The sequence below is a fragment of the Acrocarpospora phusangensis genome, assembly GCF_016862995.1.
Classification (GTDB): Bacteria; Actinomycetota; Actinomycetes; order Streptosporangiales; family Streptosporangiaceae; genus Acrocarpospora; species Acrocarpospora phusangensis.
In genome coordinates this window covers 36,477-56,314 of the sequence record NZ_BOOA01000032.1, presented here as the reverse complement: position 1 = coordinate 56,314, position 19,838 = coordinate 36,477, and the positions used below count along the sequence as shown (strand labels likewise).

General features: G+C 71.2%; 18 protein-coding genes and 1 pseudogene. 8 read left to right on the top strand and 11 right to left on the bottom strand.

Features of this window, described 5'->3' with window-relative positions; translation table 11 throughout:
* Position 1: 1 nt before the first annotated feature.
* Entirely contained in the window at positions 2-616 is a 615-nt protein-coding gene (locus tag Aph01nite_RS20145; protein ID WP_204042475.1) for a winged helix-turn-helix domain-containing protein, read from the bottom strand.
* 137 nt (positions 617-753) lie between these two features.
* On the opposite strand from Aph01nite_RS20145, the gene Aph01nite_RS20140 reads away from it, so the two are divergent.
* On the top strand, positions 754-1,563 hold the full coding sequence (locus tag Aph01nite_RS20140) for an SGNH/GDSL hydrolase family protein (protein WP_204042474.1): 810 nt from the start codon (positions 754-756) through the stop codon (positions 1,561-1,563).
* Here the strand turns inward: Aph01nite_RS20140 and Aph01nite_RS20135 are convergent.
* Positions 1,520-2,281 (bottom strand): cytochrome c oxidase assembly protein, encoded by a 762-nt coding sequence (locus Aph01nite_RS20135; protein ID WP_204042473.1) that lies wholly within the window; start codon positions 2,279-2,281, stop codon positions 1,520-1,522. The two genes, Aph01nite_RS20140 and Aph01nite_RS20135, sit on opposite strands and share 44 nt — an antisense overlap.
* Complete coding sequence (locus Aph01nite_RS20130; protein ID WP_239161828.1) at positions 2,281-2,811, bottom strand: DUF2243 domain-containing protein; 531 nt, start codon at positions 2,809-2,811, stop codon at positions 2,281-2,283. The genes Aph01nite_RS20135 and Aph01nite_RS20130 overlap by 1 nt, the downstream gene beginning before the upstream one ends.
* A gap of 491 nt (positions 2,812-3,302) precedes the next feature.
* On the opposite strand from Aph01nite_RS20130, the gene Aph01nite_RS20125 reads away from it, so the two are divergent.
* From Aph01nite_RS20125 to Aph01nite_RS20115, 3 genes are all read left to right on the top strand, one after another.
* On the top strand, positions 3,303-4,715 hold the full coding sequence (locus Aph01nite_RS20125; RefSeq protein ID WP_204042471.1) for an SGNH/GDSL hydrolase family protein: 1,413 nt from the start codon (positions 3,303-3,305) through the stop codon (positions 4,713-4,715).
* 70 nt (positions 4,716-4,785) lie between these two features.
* Entirely contained in the window at positions 4,786-5,274 is a 489-nt protein-coding gene (locus tag Aph01nite_RS20120; RefSeq protein WP_204042470.1) for a MarR family winged helix-turn-helix transcriptional regulator, read from the top strand.
* A 72-nt stretch (positions 5,275-5,346) separates the two neighbouring features.
* A complete protein-coding gene (locus tag Aph01nite_RS20115) occupies positions 5,347-6,792 on the top strand; it encodes an MFS transporter (RefSeq protein ID WP_204042469.1) in 1,446 nt (481 codons plus the stop codon).
* On the opposite strand, the gene Aph01nite_RS20110 is transcribed toward Aph01nite_RS20115, so the two are convergent.
* The gene (locus Aph01nite_RS20110) at positions 6,725-7,819 is read right to left on the bottom strand and encodes a low temperature requirement protein A (protein ID WP_204042468.1); all 1,095 of its coding nucleotides are present in this window, start codon (positions 7,817-7,819) and stop codon (positions 6,725-6,727) included. The two genes, Aph01nite_RS20115 and Aph01nite_RS20110, sit on opposite strands and share 68 nt — an antisense overlap.
* A 251-nt stretch (positions 7,820-8,070) precedes the next feature.
* Between Aph01nite_RS20110 and Aph01nite_RS20105 the strand changes: the two genes are divergently transcribed.
* Genes Aph01nite_RS20105 through Aph01nite_RS20095 form a run of 3 tightly spaced genes read left to right on the top strand, consistent with a single transcriptional unit; the run spans position 8,071 to position 9,663 of the window.
* Entirely contained in the window at positions 8,071-8,409 is a 339-nt protein-coding gene (locus Aph01nite_RS20105; protein ID WP_204042467.1) for an ArsR/SmtB family transcription factor, read from the top strand.
* A 1-nt stretch (position 8,410) separates the two neighbouring features.
* The gene (locus Aph01nite_RS20100) at positions 8,411-8,680 is read left to right on the top strand and encodes a hypothetical protein (protein WP_204042466.1); all 270 of its coding nucleotides are present in this window, start codon (positions 8,411-8,413) and stop codon (positions 8,678-8,680) included.
* Between the two features lie 14 nt (positions 8,681-8,694).
* Positions 8,695-9,663 carry an NAD(P)-dependent alcohol dehydrogenase gene (locus Aph01nite_RS20095; protein ID WP_204042465.1) on the top strand — a complete coding sequence of 323 codons (969 nt, stop codon included), beginning with the start codon at positions 8,695-8,697 and terminating at the stop codon, positions 9,661-9,663.
* A gap of 6 nt (positions 9,664-9,669) precedes the next feature.
* On the opposite strand, the gene Aph01nite_RS20090 is transcribed toward Aph01nite_RS20095, so the two are convergent.
* Together Aph01nite_RS20090 and Aph01nite_RS20085 are read right to left on the bottom strand one after the other, a co-directional pair.
* A complete protein-coding gene (locus Aph01nite_RS20090) occupies positions 9,670-10,527 on the bottom strand; it encodes a helix-turn-helix transcriptional regulator (RefSeq protein ID WP_204042464.1) in 858 nt (285 codons plus the stop codon).
* A gap of 326 nt (positions 10,528-10,853) precedes the next feature.
* Positions 10,854-11,573 carry an alpha/beta fold hydrolase gene (locus Aph01nite_RS20085; RefSeq protein WP_204042463.1) on the bottom strand — a complete coding sequence of 240 codons (720 nt, stop codon included), beginning with the start codon at positions 11,571-11,573 and terminating at the stop codon, positions 10,854-10,856.
* Positions 11,574-11,892: 319 nt separating this feature from the next.
* Here Aph01nite_RS20085 and Aph01nite_RS20080 point away from each other — a divergent pair, with 319 nt between their 5' ends.
* A complete protein-coding gene (locus Aph01nite_RS20080; RefSeq protein ID WP_204042462.1) occupies positions 11,893-12,531 on the top strand; it encodes a hypothetical protein in 639 nt (212 codons plus the stop codon).
* Between the two features lie 293 nt (positions 12,532-12,824).
* On the opposite strand, the gene Aph01nite_RS20075 is transcribed toward Aph01nite_RS20080, so the two are convergent.
* The 5 genes and pseudogenes from Aph01nite_RS20075 to Aph01nite_RS20055 all read right to left on the bottom strand — a co-directional run bounded on the left by Aph01nite_RS20075 (position 12,825) and on the right by Aph01nite_RS20055 (position 19,832).
* Positions 12,825-13,646, bottom strand: coding sequence for a hypothetical protein (locus Aph01nite_RS20075; protein ID WP_204042461.1), 822 nt, complete (start codon positions 13,644-13,646; stop codon positions 12,825-12,827).
* A gap of 123 nt (positions 13,647-13,769) precedes the next feature.
* Positions 13,770-14,093: pseudogene (locus tag Aph01nite_RS20070) on the bottom strand (transposase); the annotation flags it as partial.
* Positions 14,094-14,185: 92 nt separating this feature from the next.
* Complete coding sequence (locus tag Aph01nite_RS42195; protein ID WP_204042459.1) at positions 14,186-17,155, bottom strand: helix-turn-helix transcriptional regulator; 2,970 nt, start codon at positions 17,153-17,155, stop codon at positions 14,186-14,188.
* Positions 17,152-18,393: an ROK family transcriptional regulator gene (locus Aph01nite_RS20060; protein WP_204042458.1), complete on the bottom strand. Its 1,242-nt coding sequence runs from the start codon at positions 18,391-18,393 to the stop codon at positions 17,152-17,154. The genes Aph01nite_RS42195 and Aph01nite_RS20060 overlap by 4 nt, the downstream gene beginning before the upstream one ends.
* Positions 18,390-19,832 (bottom strand): glycoside hydrolase family 5 protein, encoded by a 1,443-nt coding sequence (locus Aph01nite_RS20055; RefSeq protein ID WP_204042457.1) that lies wholly within the window; start codon positions 19,830-19,832, stop codon positions 18,390-18,392. Before Aph01nite_RS20055 ends, Aph01nite_RS20060 begins: the two co-directional genes overlap by 4 nt.
* Positions 19,833-19,838: the final 6 nt, after the last annotated feature.

Below are 19,838 nucleotides of genomic sequence, written 5' to 3'. Positions count from 1 at the left end.
TTCAGGACTCCTTGGTTTCAGTGTTCTCGGGGTGCTCGGGCTGCTTGATGCTCGGATGGATGGCGACGACGACGCGGTGGTCGCGTCCGCCGGGGGCGTTCTCGTCGTGGTAGCGGCGCACCAGCGCGCCGACCGCGCCGGTCAGCTCCGCCACGAAGGCGGCCCGGTCGGAGGCCGAGGTGAACCGCACCGTGCCGTCGAGCGCGAACGTGGCGACCGGCCTGCCGGCGCGGGCGGCGGTGACGAGCTGGCCGACCTCCTTGACCAGCCGCGCGGCAACGGCCAGCAGCCAGCGGGCGGAGAGCCGGTCGGGCGCGCGCTCCGGGTCGGGCTGCACGCCGGCCAGCGCCGCCGGTGAGATCACGAACGAGGCGGCGGTGGCCCGCAGCACCCGCTCGGTGACGTTGCCCTTGCGGCGCTCCCCGACCAGTTCGGCCAGGCCGTGCGACTCGAGGGTCTTGAGGTGGTAGTTGACCTTCTGCCTGGGGAGGCCGAGGACGGCCGCCAGGCTGGTCGCCGAGTGCGGCTCGGCCAGCAGGGCCAGCAGCCGCGCCCGGATCGGTGCGAGTGCCACCTCCGCGGCCTCGGCTCTCTCGATGACTTCCACGTCGAACATGGCTTCACCGTAGCCACCGACAACTGAACATGTCAAGACAAAAATATTCGTCGGTGCGCCCCGTGAGGTGCCCCGCCCGTGGCCCGGGCGTTGATCGATCCCTAAAATGGCAGGCCGAACTGCGGAGAGGACGGCACATGCCGGGCGGTGAGTACCTGCGCTACGTCGCCTTGGGCGACAGCCAGACCGAAGGACTCGGCGACGGCGACGACGCCACCGGCCTGCGCGGGTGGGCCGACCGGCTCGCCGAGCAGCTCGCCGTGACCAGTCCCGCCCTCCAGTACGCCAACCTGGCCGTACGGGGGCAGACCTCCGCCCAGATCCACGCGGGACAGCTCGAACCGGCCCTGGCTCTGCGCCCCGATCTGGCCACGGTCGTCTCCGGGGTCAACGACATGCTGCGCCGCCGGTTCGACGCCGACGAGGTGGCCGGCCATCTGGAGGCGATGTTCGCCGCGCTCACCGCCCAGGGCGCCCGGGTGGCCACCGTCACCTTTCCCGACGTGGCGAGGATCACCCCGCTGGCCCGGCCGATCAGCGCCCGCGTCACCGCGCTCAACGACCGCATCCGGGCCGCCGCCGCCCGGCACGGGGTGGCCGTCGCGGAGACCTCCGTCCACGACGTGGTCACCGATCCCCGCCTGTGGAGCAGCGACCGGCTCCACGCCAGTCCGCTCGGCCACGCCCGGATCGCGGCGGCCATCGCGCACGCGCTCCAGCTGCCCGGCAGCGACGACTCCTGGACCCACCCCCTGCCGCCCGTCCGCACCCCCACCGGGTTGGGCGCGGCGGCCGTCGAAGTGCGCTGGGCGGCCACCTTCCTGGGACCCTGGCTCGGCCGCCGCCTGCGCGGCCGCTCCTCGGGCGACGGCCGTACGGCCAAGCGCCCGGAGCTGCTGCCCCTCAGTGTGCCCGGATCGCCGGGCGGACCGGCCGCCACGCGCTGACGAGGGCGAAGGCCAGCAGCAGTTCGGCGATGTCGCCGCCGTAGTACATCAGCTCGGCCGCGCCACGCAGCTGGTCGCCGGGGACCGGCACGTCGACGAACAGCCCGGCGTACATGAGCTGGGACAGCGTGGCGTGTACGGCGACCGCCACCGCCATCACCGCCAGGCGCAGCGGCACGGACGGGCGGCGCGGCGCCGGGTCGGGGCCGGCGATCACCCAGGCGAACAGGTACCCGGACAGCAGGAAATGCGCGTGCACCACGTGGTGGGCGAGCGCGCTCCCGGAGGCGGCCCGGTAGAGCGGCGTGCAGTACAGCACGACCATGCCGCCGACGCTGAGCGCCAGGGCGGTCCACGGGTTGGCCAGCAGATGCACGGCCCTGCTCCGGAGGAGCGCGCCGACGCGGCGTCCCTGGGCGGGCGGCAGCGTACGCAGGAGCAGGGTGACCGGCGCGCCCAGCACGAGCGCCAGCGGGGCGAGCATGCCGATCAGCAGATGTTGCAGCATGTGCCCGCGGAAGTCGGCGGCGGCCAGCGTGGCGACCGGCCCGGTCAGCGCGACGGCCAGCAGGACCAGCCCGGTGGTGAAACTCGCCGTACGCCACCGGTTCCACGGCCGGTCCTGACGGCTCACCGCCAGCAGATAGGCACTCGCCACCAGGGCGAGCACCGCGAGCGGCAGCCAGGCGGACGACCCGGCGTGATGGTGCTCGTGCATCAGCGGGCCGCGGCCTCGCGGCACAGATCGACGGCGGGCGCGCCGCGCCGCATGAGCAATCCGGCGGCCACCAGCACCGCGCCCAGCACCAGGAACGCGAGATCCCACCACAGCTGGTACGGCCCGCCGTGCACATGGTGGATGCCCAGGATGTGGTGGTCGATGACCCCTTCGACCAGGTTGAACGCCCCCCAGCCGACCAGCGCCCACCCCCACAGCGCCCGCGACCGCCACACCCGGCCGCGCGAGGTGGTGACCCGCGAGTACAGCAGCGCGAGCCCGGCCAGCACGCACAGCCAGGTCAAGGCATGGAAGAACCCGTCCCACAGCGTGTTCATCCGCAGCCCGGGAATGGTGTCGACCGGGTAGTACCGCACGCCGATGTTGTCGGTGTCGGTGCTGGAGAGCATGTGATGCCACTGCAGGATCTGGTGGAGCATGATGCCGTCGACGAAGCCGCCCAGCCCCACGCCCAGGATCGTGCCGGGCAGGGCCAGCCGCCGCCCCTGATCCGCTCCGGTCGCCGTCACGTTCGTCCTCTCCCGGCCGTGAATGGGGTGAATTACGGTTTTCGCCGAAACGAAATCGCCGTCGTCGGCGACCATACGACGGCTCCCGTCCGGAGAATGGCCGCCCGGCGTGACCTTGGACCGCTGATGACCGGCCGAATACCTGCGCGCTCCGCCCGGGAAAATCAATAACACCCGAATGTTTAATCAGGCGAAATATCCGTATTCAGGATGCTCTGCCAGCGGGTGAATGTTTCACGCCGCGAGAATTTTCCATCCCCCGATCGGCGGGTCCCGATCGGGCCCGTCCTCGCGCCGGGAGCCGAGGCAGCACACGGTTCCCGCCCCGGAAGCCCCGCAGGCACGACCCCTTCGAACCCTGCCGCACCCGTGTGGACCCCATTGACCCGGTGATCAAAGCGACGTACGTTGCCCCCGAAATATTTCTGGACTGACCAGAAATGTTTCGAGGGCCGATCGTCGTCAGGACCAGATTTGATGGAGGACCAGCGATGAATGCTCCACCTTTGCACTCCCCCCGGCGCCTGGCCGCGCTCACGCAGCCCGCCGAAAGAATGTCGCAACTGACCAGGACGGTGATCGCCGCGATCATCGCGATCGCCGTCGTCATGGTCTCCCCCGCGCTCAGCGCGTTAGGCGCCGAAGGCCGTACGACCGATCCCTTCGGCGGGCGCGTCAAGCCGAAGATGGACGGCCACTGGGTCAACACCTGGGTGTCGATGCCGCAGCTGACCGAACCCGGCAACATGCCGCCCGCGCCGTTCACGCAGGACAACCTGGTGATGGCCAACGCCACGCTGCGGCAGACCCTGCACACCTCGGTCGGCGGCCAGCAGATCCGGCTGCGCTTCTCCAACGCCTTCGGCGGCACGGCGCTGCCCATCACCAAGGTCACCGTCGCGCTCCCGGCCGGCGGGCAGGCCGGCGTCAGCGCGATCGTGCCGGAGAGCGTGAAGCCGGTGACCTTCAGCGGCCGGACCTCCGTGTCCGTCCCGGTGGGGGCGCAGATCGTCTCCGACCCGCTCAACTTCACCATCGCCCCCAGGTCCAACCTCACCGTGACCACGTACCTGGCCGAGGGGCAGGCGTCCAACAACATCACCTCCCACCCCGGGTCCAGGACCTCGTCGTGGCTGCTGGCCGGGGACCACGCCGGGGCGGCGGACCTGGTCGGGTCCACCCGTACCGACCACTGGTACTTCCTGAGCGGGCTGGAGGTCTGGTCGAAGGACTCGACGGCGGCGGTGGCCATCCTGGGCGACTCGCTCACCGACGGGCGCGGCTCCACGACCAACGGGAACGACCGCTGGCCCGACCAGATGCTCGACCGCCTGCAGTCCCGGCACGACACGTCGAACGTGGCGGTGCTCAACCAGGCCGCCGGCGGCAACCGCGTGCTCAACGACGGCCTCGGGCCCAACGCCCAGGGCCGCGTGGACCGCGACGTGCTGGCGCAGAGCGGCGTCGAGTGGCTGATCGTGTTCGAGGGCGTCAACGACATCGGCACGGCCGAGGCCAGCGAGGCCGCCCAGCAGCGCGTGGTGGCCGACCTGATCACGGCCTACGACCAGATGATCGTCCGGGCCCGCGCCAAGGGCATCCGCGTGTACGGCGCGACGATCACGCCCTTCGGCGGCAACACCTCCTACGACGACCCGGCGGGCCTCCGCGAGGCGTCCCGGCAGGCCGTCAACGACTGGATCCGCACCAGCCGCAGGTTCGACGCCGTGGTCGACCTCGACAAGGCCACGCGTGACCCGGCCAACCCCCGCCAGCTGCTGCCCGCGTACGACACGGGCGACCGCCTGCACCTGAACCCGACCGGCTACAAGGCGATCGCCGACGCGTTCCCGAGCCGGCTCTTCAAGCGGGAGCCGCTCCCGTGGGGCTTCGGCTTCGACTAAACCCTCCCGAAGACCCAACTAGTCCCGTTCGCAGATTATCCGGAACGGGACTAGTTGGTAGGATGGCGGGATGATCGCCATGGCGCCCGCGCGTACCGAACCGGATCTGTCGTTCCTGCTGGACCACACCAGCCATGTGCTGCGCACGCGGATGGCGGCGGCGCTCGCCGAGATCGGGCTGACGGCGCGCATGCACTGCGTGCTGGTGCACGCCCTGGAGGAGGAGCGCACCCAGATCCAGCTCGCCGAGCTGGGCGACATGGACAAGACCACGATGGTGGTGACCGTGGACGCGCTGGAGCAGGCGGGGCTCGCCGAGCGCCGCCCGTCCAGCACCGACCGGCGGGCCCGGGTGATCGTGGTCACCGAGAAGGGCGCGGAGGTCGCCAGGAGGAGCCAGGAGATCGTCGACGGGGTGCACCGCTCGGCGCTGGACGCGCTGTCCGGGGAGGACGGCGAGGCGCTCATCCGGATCATGACCCGGCTGGCGGAGGGACAGCTGGCCACCCCCGCCGAAGCACCGCAGACCGCCCGGCGGGCCCGCCAGCGCGCCAAGTAGGTCCGCAAGGGATCGTCTGTTACGGAACTATCTGCTACGGTCGCTTCTGTTCCCCATGAACAGGAGACGGCCATGCCGCGATCTTCCCTTTCCCCTGCCCGTACGCGCTGGACGGCGCTCGCCGTGCTGTCCGCCGCGATGCTGATGACGATCCTGGACGGCAGCATCGTGACCGTGGCCCTGCCCGCGATCCAGCGGGACCTGGGCTTCACGCCGGCGGGGCTCAGCTGGACCGTCAACGCGTACCTGATCGCTTTCGGCGGACTGCTGCTCCTGGCCGGGCGGCTGGGCGACCTCGTCGGCCGCAAGACCATGTTCCTGGCCGGGAACGCGGTCTTCACCGCCTCGTCGGTGCTGGCCGGGGCCGCCTCGGGGCCCGGCACGCTGATCGCCGCCCGGTTCGCGCAGGGCGTCGGCAGCGCCATGGCCTCCTCGGTCGTTCTGGGCATCCTGGTGACGCTCTTCACCGAGCCGGGCGAACGGGCGAAGGCCATCGGCGTCTTCAGCTTCACCGGGGCCGCCGGAGCCTCGATCGGCCAGGTCCTGGGCGGCGTGCTCACCGACGCGCTCAACTGGCACTGGATCTTCTTCATCAATGTGCCCATCGGGCTGGCCACCGTCGCCCTGGCGGTCAGGGCCCTGCCGGCCGAACGCGGCATCGGGCTAGCCGCCGGAGCCGACGCCCTCGGCGCCGTCCTCGTCACCGCCGGCCTGATGCTGGGCATCTACACCGTCGTCAAGATCGAGGAGTACGGCTGGCTCGCCCCCCACACCCTCGGACTCGGCGCGCTCTCCCTCCTGCTGCTGGCCGCGTTCGTCGCCCGCCAGGCCACCGCAGCGACCCCGCTGATGCCGCTGCGCGTCCTGCGCCCGCGCAACGTCTGGGGCGCCAACCTGGTCCAGGTCCTCACGCTCTCGGCCATGTTCGCCTTCCAGATCATCGTCGCGCTCTTCCTCCAGCGGGTGCTCGGCTACGGCGCGCTCGCCACCGGCCTGGCCATGCTCCCCGCCGCGGTGGCCATCGGCGGCGTGTCCCTGTTCGTCTCCGCCCGGCTCAACACCCGCTTCGGCGAGCGCCTCGTCCTGCTGGCCGGGCTGCTGCTCCTGTTCGCGGCGATGGCCTGGCTCACCCGCGTCCCCGTACGCGCCGACTACGTCACCGATCTGCTCCCGGTGATGCTGCTCATCGCGGGCGGCGGCCTGGTGCTCCCGGCGCTGACCGGGCTCGGCATGTCCGGCGCGGAACCCGGCGACGCGGGCCTGGCCTCCGGGCTGTTCAACACCACGCAGCAGATCGGCATGGCCTCCGGGGTCGCGGTGCTCTCCACCCTGGCGGCCTCCCGTACGCAGGGCCTGCTGTCCGGCGGTGCGGGGACGGCCGACGCGCTCACCGAGGGCTACCGGCTGGCTTTCGTGGTCGCCGCCGTGCTGCTCGCAGCGGCCTTCGCCGTCACGCTCCTCGTGCTGCGGCCGCGCGTTCTTCCAGCAGCAGCGAGCCCGTCAGCAGCAGGACGGTGACCGCGAGCTGACCCACCCCCGTGATCCAGCCGAGGGGCATGGCGGCCAGGATCACCGCGGCGGTAGCCGTACGGAGCAGGCGGCCGGGAAGGCCGAGGGCGGCGCGGAACGCCACCGAGCCGAGCAGCACCGCCGCCACCCCGCCCGCCAGGGCGATGGAAGCGCCGCCGGTCAGCGGGTCGCCGGGGTGGGCGACGGCCTTCTTGACGCCGGCCGACAGGGCGATGATGCCCAGCAGGATCGGCACGTGCGCGTAGAAGAAGCCGAGCAGCACCATCCGGGTCCGCGCCACCTGGCCGGTGGCCTGCTTCAGCGCGTGCTCCGCGCGTTCCAGGTCCAGATGGAAGTACGCCCACCAGATGCCGGCGCTGAGGGCCAGGCCGATGAGCGCCGTGCCGATGGTCGCGGCGCTCATCGGCCCCGGGGCGTCGCCGATGCCGACCGCGATGGCCACGATCGACTCGCCCAGCGCGATGATGACGACCAGGCCGTGCCGCTCGACCGCGTGACCCGGGTGCAGCGGGAACCCCTCCTGGCCCGTCAGCAGCGGCGAACCCCACATCACCAGCAGGGCCGCCAGCCAGAGCAGATGCTGCGGCACCCCGCTGGTCCCGGCGGCGACCAGGACCAGCACCCCGCCGGCCAGGTTGGAGGCGAACATGGACAGGAAGCGCATGGTCGACTGCAGGTACATCAGCCCGTGCACGACGATCACCACGAACAGCCCGATCGCGAACCCGGTGCCCTTCGCGCCGAAGGCCTCCGGCACGGCCAGCGCCACGATCAGCCAGCCGCCCATGGCCAGCAGCATGAACAGGCGCCGGGTCGCCCGCACCGGCGGCACGGCGTTCGTCAGCCACGCGTAGCCGGCGAACATCCACCAGATCACGCCGAACATCAGCACGACCTGCGGCAGCTTCCCGAAGTCGGAGGCCAGCAGGACGGTCAGCTGGGTGGCCGTGAAGACGAAGACCAGGTCGAAGAAGAGCTCCAGGTTGGAGACCCGCAGGTCCTCGTGGTCGGACACGGGCACCACGGGTTCGGAGAACCAGCGCGGCAGACGAAGACGCGACGATCGCGGTTCCGGTGACGACGACATCTGTCTCCTTCAGCACGTACGGGGGATTACATGCTTACCCGGTAATGATCGTAGCTCTTCAACCGCCTCCACCGAGATGATCGCGGCACTCGGGCAGGCCGTTTCACCGCTCTAGCCAGATCCGGCATGTCTGACTTATGCTTCACATGTAAGAGATTTCTTTCAGGTGAAGGAGTGTCATGACACCGACCGGTGACGAACTGGTCGTGATGCTCGCGGCACTGGCCAATCCGCTGCGGCTGCGCATCGTCGCGAGGCTCTCCGGAGGGCGTGACTACGTCAGCCGGATGGCCCGCGACATCGGGATCAGCCGGCCGCTCCTGCACATGCACCTGCAGCGGCTGGAGGCGGCCGGGCTCATCACCGGCAGCCTGGAGCTGTCCGAGGACGGCAAGGCCATGAAGTACTACGAGGTCACCGACTTCCACCTGCAGTTGACCGCCTCGGCCGTGGCCGAAGCGGTCCAGACCCTCACCCCGGACCCGGACAAGAGTCCCGCCTCCAAGGAGCAGACCTGACATGGACACCACCACCTGGCCGGGCACGGTCCTGATCCTCGGCCTCTCGCTGCTGGCCCTGATCCTGCTGATCGGCACCGCGGCCACCGTGCTGGAGTTCCGCAAGCTGAAGGTCTCCGCCGCCGTCCAGGAGGACCTGCGCCAGCTCGTACGCCGCTACGAGCAGCTCGCCGAGAACACCCAGGACGCCCAGCAGCGCACGGCGACCGACCTGGCCGAACTGCGCACCCGCGCCACCTCCATCGAGCAGATCCTGCGAACCGTCGAATAATCAGGGAGACCATCATGAAAGCGATCGTCCAGGAGAAGTACGGCACCCCCGACGTCCTGCGAATCGGCGAAGCCGACAAACCCACCCCCGGCGACGACGACGTCCTGGTCCGGGTGCACGCGTCGTCGGTCACCCACGGCGACCTGGTGACCATGACCGGAGAGCCCTACCTGGGCCGTCTGGCGTTCGGCCTGCGCGGCCCCAAGCGGCAGGTGCCCGGCAGGGACATCGCCGGCGAGGTCGAAGCCGTCGGCAAGAACGTGACCCGGTTCCGGCCGGGCGACGAGGTCTACGCCGAGATCTCCGCCGGCGGCTTCGCGGAGTACGCCAGCGTTCCCGAGAAACTGCTCTGCGCGAAGCCGGCCAACCTGAGCTTCGCGGAGGCGGCGGCCGTGCCGTGGGCGGCGAACACCGCGCTGCAGGGCCTCCGGGACCGGGGCGAGCTGGCGCGGGGGCAGAAAGTCCTGATCAACGGGGCATCGGGAGGCGTGGGAACCTTCGCCGTCCAGATCGCCAAAGCGGCCGGCGCGGAGGTGACCGGTGTGTGCAGCACGAGGAACGTGGAGCTGGTCCGCTCGATCGGCGCCGACCATGTCGTGGACTACACCCGGGAGGATTTCACCACGGGCGACCGGCGCTACGACCTCATCTTCGACCTCGCGGGCAATCATTCGTTATCCGCCTTCAGGCGCGTGCTGAACCCCCGCGGAATCCTCGTCCTGTCCAGTTCGAAGGGCAACCGGTGGGTCGGGCCGATGGGCCGGCTCATCAGCGCGCTCATGCTCGCCCCGTTCGTACGGCATCGCCTGCGCAGCCTCATGGCGTCACCCAGCCCGGACAACCTCGCCGAACTCAAGGAGATGCTCGAATCCGGTCGGATCGCACCGGCGATCGACAGGACCTACGCGTTGAGCGATGTGCCGGAGGCGATGCGGTACTTCAGCAAGGAGCACGCGAAGGCCAAGATCGTCATCACCGTGTGAGGGCCTTTACAAAGTAGATCCGGCGCCGGCGCTCTCGGGCTGGGCGCCGATGATTGAGAGCAGTCGGAGCTTGTCGTAGCTCTCGGTGCCCGGGGTTGCCGTGTAGACCACCAGCAGCTGGGACTGGTCGGGGTCGAGCAGGGTCTGGCAGTGCAGTTCCAGGAGCCCGAGTTGGGGATGCCGGACTCGTTTCGGCGGGCAGTACGGGCCTGTGACCGGGTGTTCGCCCCAGATCGCGGTGAATTCGGGGCTCTTGTCCAGCAGCGCGTCCACGATGGCCGCCGCCCGTGAGCCGGCGCCGTCACGCGTGTAGACGCGGTGCAGGTTGGCCGCGATCAGCCTGGTGTGGTCCTCCTGGTCCTCTTCGTGGTACAGCTCCCGGGTTTCCGGGTCGGTGAACCAGCGGTAGTGCAGGCTGCGCGCCAGTCCGGTGTGCAGGCTCTCGTCGCCGATCAGCGCCACCGACAGGCGGGTCTGCTTCAGCGTCTCCCCCAGGTACGTGACGATCTGCGCGGCGGCGTCCGCCAGGCCGTCGAAGATGCGCATCATGCCCGGGTTGATGTGGTCGGCGCGGAGGTGGCGCTGCGGGGTGGCGTACCCGGCGAGGCGGAACAGGTGGTCGCGTTCCTCGAGGGAGAGGCGGAGGCCGCGGGCGAGCGCGCTCAGCATCTGCTCCGACGGGTGCGGCCCGCGGTGCTGTTCCAGCCTGCTGTAGTAGTCGATCGACATGTCGGACAGCACGGCGACCTCCTCGCGGCGCAGGCCGCTGGTCCGCCGCCGTCTCCCGCGTGGCAGTCCCACGTCCTCGGGTTGCAGCGCCTCCCGGCGAGTACGCAGGAAGTCGGCGAGCCGTGCCCGGTCCATGAGATCCGTCCCCCTCCGCAGCCGCGCCTGGCCCATCAACAATAGGTTTCCGACAGCAGTGCCCCATCCGCCCCATAACGCGACGTTCCCCAGGCGAAAGTCGAAGGCCCCCAAGCGGGACGCGTCCCACCTCCGCAGCGCGACATTCCCGCGAGCGGAAGCCGAAGAACCCCAGCAGGACGCGCCCCACCTCCGCAGCGCGACATTCCCGCGAGCGGAAGCCGAAGAACCCCAGCAGGACGTGCCCGTCGCCGCGGCACGACATTCCTTAGGGCCGAAAGCCCGAAGAACCCCGGTTCGAGCCGGGGTTCTTCGGAGCGCCCCCGCTACCCCCGGGCCGCCTCGCGGATGATGTCCACGGCGGCCGCCGCCTCCGGGATGGCGACCGTGTGCGAGCCCGTCAGCTCCACGGTCCGCCGGGAGCCGGCGCGTTCCGCCATGAAACGGTGCGCGGCGGCCGGGATGTTCTTGTCCTCGCTGCCGAACAGGAACCAGGAGGGGATCGACCTCCAGGCGGGCTCCCCCGACGGCTCCATGAGCGCCGCCTCCGTGATCGGGCGCTGGGTCGCGGCCATGATCGCGGCCTCCTCGACCGTGGAGTCGGCCGCGAACTGCCGGTGGTAGCGGTCCTGCCGGATGTAGAGGTCGGTGCCGCCGTCGGGCAGCTTGACCACGGCGAGGGTCTCGCCGAGCGTGCCGCCCTCGTAGCGGCCGGAGAGTTCGGCGGCGGTCTCGCCCACGTCGGGTGCGAAGCCGCAGATGTAGACGAGGGCCTTGACGTTGGGGTTCCCGGTCCCGCCATTGGTGATCACCATGCCGCCGTACGAGTGGCCGACGAGGACCACGTCGCCCTCGATGTCGGTGAGGACGCCGCGGAGGTAGTCGGCGTCGCCGGCCACGCCGCGCAGCGGGTTCGCGAGCGCGAGGACCGGATATCCGTCGGCGAGCAGCCCGGCGATGACGCCGTTCCAGCTCGACGACTCGGCGAACGCCCCGTGCACGAGCACGATCGTGGGTCTGCCCGGGGCCGTCGTGGTGACGCTCATGTGCTTGCTCCTTCTCTCGAGCGGCGCATCCGGGGGGATGCCCTGCTCTTCGATGGTCGCCGCACCGGCTTGCCGTTCGAATCCGTGAAGCCCCAGCGGGAACGCCTAGCCTGGGAGCCGTTTCTTAGATCTCCTGACAGATTGCGCCCGATCGGTGACGATCCGTCTATGGGACGTGGTGAGCGGTCGCCGGTCCAGAACACCTCGTCGTTGAACGGGTCGGCCGACGCGGCCGCGGTGATGCCGGAGCCTGAGCGCAGGGCGACGTTCCGCCGCTGCGCAGGCGCTGGGCCGGGCCGCCGTGGTCGAGGCGGAGCCCATGTCGGCCGCTGCCGCCGCCGACTACCTGGACGGCATCCTCGTACGGACCGTTCCGCATCCGGGCTGGGGCCGTCTGCTCGACCGGCTGCGCGACGGTGGGCCGACCCCGCTCTCCGAGACCCTGTCCAGCCCTTTGGGCCTGTGGCTCGACGCCGAGGAGGTACCCCTGGGCGACAAGAGCATCGGGGTCAGGGACTTCGCCTGGTGGCGGCTCGCGGCCCTGACCATCCGCCAACCTCCTCCTGGACCGGGCACCATGCTCTTGGTGCTGGTGGCGAGCGTGGCGTGGGGAGGAGCGCTCGCCACGCTGGCGCTGGACGCCTTCTCCTGGTGGTTCCTCGTCGGCGGTGTGGTGATCATCACCTCGTATCGGGAAAGGTCCGACCACACCTGGGCGCATGACCAGCCCGGTTACGCCGACCTGCGGATCGGGCGGCGGATCTTCTCACTGCTCAACAAGCTGCTGTTCGGCTTCTCGATCGCGAGCGGGATAGCGATCGGGTTGGCGCTGTTGGGCGGAGTCTGGCAGGCGATGGTCAATTTCGTCACCGGCGACGCGCTAACCGACGCCCTGATGGCGGCATTCGTCATGGCGGTGGTGCTCGGACCGGGGGATCGATCCTGCTCGTCTTCATGACGGACGCGGTGGCTGAGTGGGCCGAGATTCCGGTGCGGGACGGGCAGGCAAGCACACCGCTCACGAGCTGGCGCACGGACCGCAGGCTCACCCTCGTACGAGTGGCCCACCGCGGCGGCCTTCAGCCCTGACGGCTCCCTCTTCGCCACCGTCACAGAAAATAAGATCATCCGGCTGTGGGAGCTGTTTGGCTGATCGGTCGTAGGTCCGGCCTTGTGACATGGGCCGGGCGGCTCCGACTGGCCGTGCTGGGGTGGCTACGTGAGTGCGCGCTGCTCCGTCACGGCGGAGCGCTATAGGCCGTCGAAGGCGAAGAACACCACCTCACCATTGATTCTCAGGCTGCTGGACGCCTGGTTCCAGATGGGAGAGTAGTAGGCGTTGAGGTCCAGCCAGAAGATCGCGTTCACCCAGCGGGTCTGCCCGGCCGGCAGCTGGAAGCTGACCTGCATCTGCGGCGCGTACCCGCCGTCGTCGTTCTGTTTCTCTCGCCAGCTTGTGGACGTGCCCGCATAGTCCTGGTTGACGAGTGTGTGTGAAACGAGGTCGGTGACCGGTCCGTTGGAGTCGTAGGCCTGGAGGTTCACGCCCGCCCTCGCCGTCGCACGGGGGCCTGCTCCGACCAGGGCCTCCGCCACTCCGACATGGGCGAGCTTCCACAGGGCTTCCCACTTGACGACGGCGCGGGCGTCGACCGTTCGACTCTGTGGCGCGGTGACGGCGCAGGTTAGCCAGCACACCGAATACACGTGATCGCCTTGTCCGCCCTGAATGGCGCCCGCATTACCGGTGAGCCCGAACTTGCCAGTCTCGGGATTGTAGTGGCTCTGTGCGGGCCCGTTTGCGCCGCCGCCGTCGTAAGGCGCCGACTTTATGTTGGTCCCGGGGTGCAGGTCTACGTTTGCCATGCCGACCAGTCGTGCCGATTCGCCCACCGGGAGTGGATCGAGTGCCTGATGCTCGCGGATGACGGTGAGCATGGCGTCCAGGGCCTCGGACGCGTCGGGGTCGGCAGCGATAGCCTTGGCCAGAGGGGCGAGCAGGTGTTGAGTGCCCTCTGCGGGGGGCATCGTGAGGCCGGCGGCGCGCTTGCTTTCGTTGATGACATCCGCCATGACTTGGCGTGCTACGGCGTCTGGAAGTTCACTACCCATCATCACTCCTGGCTAGAGGTTGGGACTTCACTGTGCGCCAGGAAATGATGCGGAGCCTGAGCAGGGGCGTACTCAAACGTTGCGGCCCGCGTCGGTGAGCCGTAGCCGCGCCGACCTGTGCCGCCGCGATGGCCAGCCGGTCTCGTCCACGATCAGCACGCCGTCGCGATGGCCGAGGTGGCCCGTTACGTAGTCGCGCAGGTCAGCGCGCACCTGCCGGGGATCCTGGCGAGCGCTGTTCGACAGGCGCTGCATGCGATCCGGAGCCGCGTCCCCAGCCGCCTCGGCCACCCGCCAGCCGTTCTTACGCTCGATTGGAGCCGGCAAGCCCAGCAGATATGCTCGCGCCTGCCGACGCGGTTCCACTCGCCCTAACCGGCCTGCCACCCGCCCGAACAGCACATCCAGCCCCGAGACCTACTTCTGGACATCGTCAGCCGTTAACTCATCAGGCATGCGCCGACACTATCGGTAACAAGACCTGGCTGTAGTACGAGTCCCTAGCCGACCGGGCTGTCGGCGTCGGCCAGGAACCGGTCGAGCTGGCTGCGCGAGGTGATGTCCAGTTTCGCGAAGATCTTGCGGAGGTGGTATTCGACGGTGCGCGGGCTCACGAACAGCTGGCTGCCGATCTCGGAGTTGGTGAGACCCTTGGTGGCGAGCCGGGCGATCTGTCCTTCCCGGGGGGTGAGGTCGCCGCCGGACGGGACGCTCCGCCGGTGCGCGTTCTCGCCGGTGGCCCGCAGTTCCAGCGCCGACCGCTCCGCGAAGGCCGCCATCCCGATCGCCGCGAACAGCCGGTGCGCGGTACGGAGCTGCTGGCGCGCCTCGATCCTGCGCCGTTCCCTGCGGAGCCATTCGCCGTAGAGGAGATGCGCCCGCGCCAGGTCGGGCCGGAGCCGAGTGCGGCCAAGGCGCTCGATCGCCTCCCGGTAGCGGCTTTCGGCCTGGCTCGGTTCGCTGACCAGGGCGCGTACCCGGGCCTCGATCCCGAGGGCCCAGTCGGTGGGGCAGGCCCGGGCGGTCTCCGCGAGCCGCTCGGCGGCCCGGTACGCGAGGGCGCGGTCGCCGCAGCGGGTGGCCGCCTCGACCAGTTCGGCCTGCGCCCACTGCGCCGCCGCGCCCGGCACGGGCGGGTCCTCGCTCCCGCGCTGGGCGGCGGCGCAGGCGCGGTCGTACCGGCCGAGCCCGTTGTAGAGGACGGCTCTCGTCCAGTCCACGACGGTCAGCCCGGCCCCTTCCCCGCGGGACGCCGCTTCACCGGCGCTCACGCGCATCAGCTCCTCCGCCTCGGCTTCGCGACCACGCCAGGCGGCGACCGCGAGAGCGCCGTGGTCGGTCACGCGCAGCCCGGTCGCCGCCGTGATCGCCTGCGCCTCCGCGCTCAGCGCCGCCGCCTCCGCCAGTTCGCCTTCGAAGAGGTGGGCCGTGACGCGCGAGGCCAGCGCCAGGGGCAGTACGGCGAGGGCTCCGGTGTCACGGGCGAGCGCGACATGACGATCCGCGAGTTCGCGCCAGGCGTCGTGGTCCCACAAGGCCACGGCGGCGACACACCCGGGCCAGAGCCGCCGGATCCCCTCCCCGGCGCCGCGAAGGCCGTCGCGGGAATCGCCGCGCGGACCGCGGGGGAAGTCGTCGCGGGGACCGTCGGGGAAGCCGTCGCCAGGGCCGTCGGGAGAACCGTCACGCGGACCGCGGGGGAAGTCCTTGCGGGGACCACCAGCGAAGCCGTCGCGAGGGCCGTCGAGGAAGCCTTCGTGAAGGCCCTCGTGGAGGCTGGCGGGGGAACCGTTGTGGAGATCGGCCAGGGCGCGGTGCAGCGTGGGAGCCGCCGTTTCGGGGCCGGCGGTGAAGAGCAGCGCCAGGCCGTCGAGCAGGGGGTCCCCCGCGCGGCCGGGCGTCGGCAGCGCGGGGGCGACGTCGCAGGGGCCGGTTCCGTCAGCAGCCAGGCGTCCTGCGAGCATCGCCGCCGACAACGCTTCCAGGGAGGCGTCGCGGGCCAGCTCAGGATCCAGGGGCTGGAGTTGTCTCGCGGCGTCGAGCAGCAGCGGCGCTGCGGCGCTGCCCCGGGTGGCGGTGAACACGATCTCGGCGTGCAGCAGGGCCGCGCGGGCGCGCCGCCGCTCGTCGAGCGGACCCGCCAGCGCCACCCCGAGCAGCCCCGCCGCGGCTTCCGGCGCGCCCGCCTCCCTCTTGACCCCGGCCGCCGCCAGCGCCCGTACGGCACGGCGCGGCGGATCCGGGGTCAGCTCGGCCGCCCGCTGGAGGAACGCCGCCGCCGCGGCCATGCCACCACGGGCCCGCGCGTACTCCGCCGTACGTTCCAGTTCGGCGGCGACCTCCTCGTCGGCCTCGGCCGTCGCGTGCGCGCGGTGCCAGGCCCGGCGATCCGGGTCGGCCGCGTCGGTGACCTCCGCCAGCGCGTGGTGCGCCCGCCTGCGCTCCTCCGGCGGGGCGGCCCGGTACACCGCCGAGCGCGCGAGCGGATGGCAGAACCGCACCCGGGCCCCGAACTCGCACAGGTCGGCCGCCGGTCCCGCCGCGGCGGCGCCGATCCCGAGCCGTGCCGCCGCCCGCCAGACCAGGACCGGGTCACCGAGCGGCTCGGCCGCCGCGACCAGCAGCAGCCGCCGGGTGTCCTCCGGCAGCGGCTCCAGGCGCCGCCGGAACCCGTCCTCGCTCCCTCCCGGCGGCGGCCTGATCCCGGCCGGGAGGCCGAAGCCGCCCGCGAGTTCGGCCGGCGTCATCCCGGCCGACAGTTCCAGCAGCGCCAGCGGATTGCCGTACGCCTCGGCGACGATCCGGTCCCGCACCGGCGGGTCCAGCGGGCCGGGGACGACCGAGCGCAGCAGCGCCCGCGCGTCCTCGTCCCGCAGGCCGCCGATCAGCAGTTCCGGCAGGCCGGACAGCTCGTGCGTGCCACCGCTGGGGGCCGCGAACACGCACGCCACCGACTCCGCGGACAGCCGCCGCGCGGCGAAGGCGAGCGCCTGCGCCGAGGCGCTGTCGAGCCACTGCGCGTCATCGATCACGCAGACCAGCGGCCGGTCGTCGGCCACGTCCGCGAGCAGGCTCAGCACGGCCAGCCCGGCCAGGAACCGGTCCGGCGGCGGCCCCGCGCGCAGGCCGAACGCGGCGCGCAGCGCGTCCCGCTGCGGTTCCGGCAGCCGGTCGAGCCGTTCCATCATGGGCGCGCACAGCTGGTGGACCGCCGCGTACGGCAGCCCCATCTCGGCCCGTACGCCCGCGGCCCGCGCCACCCGGCAGCCGGCGGCCCGCTCCACCAGGTAGTCGAGCAGGGCGGACTTGCCCACGCCCGGATCGCCGCGCAGCACGAGGGACTGGCTCTCGCCGGCGCGTACCGCGGCCACCAGCTTGTCGAGCCGGTCGCGTTCGGCGTGGCGGTGGTCCAGCAGGGAGCGGTGGGGCCGGCGTCCCCGGGAGTGGTTCGCCTCGCGTGAGCCGGTCATCGTGGTCCCCTTTCGGACATGGGATCGGCGGCGATGAGCGCTTCCAGGGGCAGCAGCGCCGAGCCGGTGGCCACGGCGTCTCCCCCGAACTTGGCGACCGTCAGCTGGAACTGGCCGCCCGGTCTGGACAGGCTGTGCTTCCTGATCGCGGCGGTGATGCGGTCGCCGAGCGACTCCATGAGCCGCAGGCCCACCCAGCCGCCGATGATGATGCGTTCCGGGCCGGTCAGGTTGACCATGCCGCCCAGGGCGGTCCCCAGGCAGTCGATGACGTCCTCGACGATCGCGCTCGCGTCCGGGTCGCCCCGGTGCGCGGCGGCGATGAGCTCGCCGACGGCCCGCCAGCCGGTGCCCTCGAAGTCCGCTCCGGTCTCCCGCCACGCCGCGAGGATCGCGTCGGACCCCAGGTACGCCTCGACGCAGCCCCGGTTGCCGCACCGGCACACCCGGCCGCCGCGCTCGATCGCCATGTGCCCCCACTCCCCCGCGCTGGAGTGGGCGCCGTACGCCAGCTGCCCGCCGGTGACGACGCCCAGCCCGACGCCGCGGCCGAGGAGCGCGACCAGGGAGTGGTCCACGCCGCGCGCGTTGCCGAACCACAGTTCGGCCCTGGCCTGCATCTTCGCGCCGTTCTCCGCGAGGACGGGGATGCTTCCGGCGTCGCACAGCGTGCGGATCGGGAGGGGCGGCCAGCCGAGGCTCTGCGCGTACAGCATCTGCTGCCCGTCCTGGCCGGTCTCGACGAGGCCGGGCAGGCCGAGGCCGATGCCGAGCAGGGTCGGCCAGCGGGCGGCGTTGCGGTCGCGCAGGGCCACCAGCGCCTCGTGGAGGGCGGCGCCGATCCGCTCCGGCTCCTCCGCCCGGGTCCCGCCGCGGAACTCGCGGTCGATCCGGTTCATCGCCAGGTCGAACATCTCCACGGCGACGCCGCGTTCGCCGATGTCGGCGCCGATCGTGATCGCGCTCTCGGCCCGGGGGCCGATCAGCGTGATGGGCCGGCCGCCCCGGGAGGACACCAGGCCGCGCTCCTCGACCAGGCCCGCGGCGATCAACTCGGCGACGAGGTTGCCGGCCGAGGCCGTGGACAGCCCGCTCTCCTTGGCGATGTCGGCCCGCGTGGTCTCCTGCGCGAGGATCACCATCTTGAGGACCAGCGCCCGGTTGCGCTGCCGGAGGGTGGTGACGGTGGACACCTCGGGCAACGTGAGAACGGGACGGCCCCCGGGTTCGACGCTCATGCCCCAACCCTCTCGCAGCCGGTCACGTGCAGGGCCCGCAGGCACGCGGTCCCGGTCGCGCGGACCACCACGCGGCCGTCCCGCCAGGAGATCTCGAACCGGTCCGGCTCGTCGGCGTCCACCCGCCATCCGGACGGGCGGCTCTCCAGCGGGAAGTGCAGTTCCTCCCCGGCCTGGACGAGCACGGGCATCAGTTCCGTCTCCTCGTACGGCCGGCCCGAGGAGCGGTGCCACACGCCGTCATGGGCGTACGCGGAGAACCGGTCGCGGAACACGGGCGACTCGTCGACGAACCCCCACGCGGGGATGCGCAGCGGGCCGCGGCCGAACACGGCGTTGACGATCTCCGGCCGCTCCCGGCAGGCCCGCAGGGAGACCCGGTCGAGGAAGTCCTGGAGGATGTCCCAGGCCCGGCCGGGCGGCACCGCCGCGTACGGGTCGGCGATCAGCTCCCAGCCGTCGGGCAGGCCGGCGGAGACGGGCGAGGTGAGGGTGTCGGACTTCTTCCACGGCCAGAGGTTCCAGCCGATCTCGTGCCGCTCGTACAGCCGGTGCGCGGTGTAGATCCATTCGGGGGTGTTCTCGCCGCCTTCGCCCATGTAGATGGGCACGCCGAGGCGGTCCCGGGTGTCGAGGTACTCCTGGATGCTGGACCGGTCGGGCGGGCACCAGTACCGGTGGAACTGCAACGCGGAGTTGGGGTCGAGCACCTCGGTGAAGATGGACCAGTTCGTCGCCCAGTGCGAGCCCTCGTAGACGATCAGGTGGTTCCGGTCGGCGGCGCGGATCGCGGCGGTCAGGTCGCGGTAGAGGGAGACGAGTTCGGCCGGGTAGACGTGCTGCCACTCGTTGGGGAGCGGCTCGTTGAGCAGGTCGTAGCCGAGCACCACGGGGTTGTCCCGGTACCGCCGGGCGATCTCCGCCCACAGGTGGACGGTGAGCCGCCGGTAGCGGTCGTCCATGAACAGTTCGGGCCGGCCGTTCGGGGAGTCGTCGATGTTGGTGCCCGTCTGGCCGCCGGGCGCGCCGTGCAGGTCGAGCAGCACCCACAGGTTGTGGGTCCCGCACCAGCGCAGCAGGTCGTCGATGTGCGTGAAGCCGTCCAGGAACCCGCCGTCCTCATCGACGAGGGCGCGGGAGTTGAGCGGGAGCCTGACGTGGTCGAAGCCCAGGCGGGCGATGGCGGCGACGTCCTCCTCGGTGACGTACCCGCCGCGGAACCGGGTCCAGAACTCGGCGGCCCGATCGGGCCCGACGAGGGCTTCCACGCGCCGCTCGATCTGGCGGGGCGAACTCATCTCGTCACCGAACTTCCACATGTAGCCCTCGGCGAGCAGCCAGTTCCCGAGGCCCACGCCGCGCAGGAGCAGCGGGGCACCCGAGCCGTCGACCAGCCGGGAGCCGCTGGCACGGACGAAGCCGGTGAAACGATTGCTCATCTACTT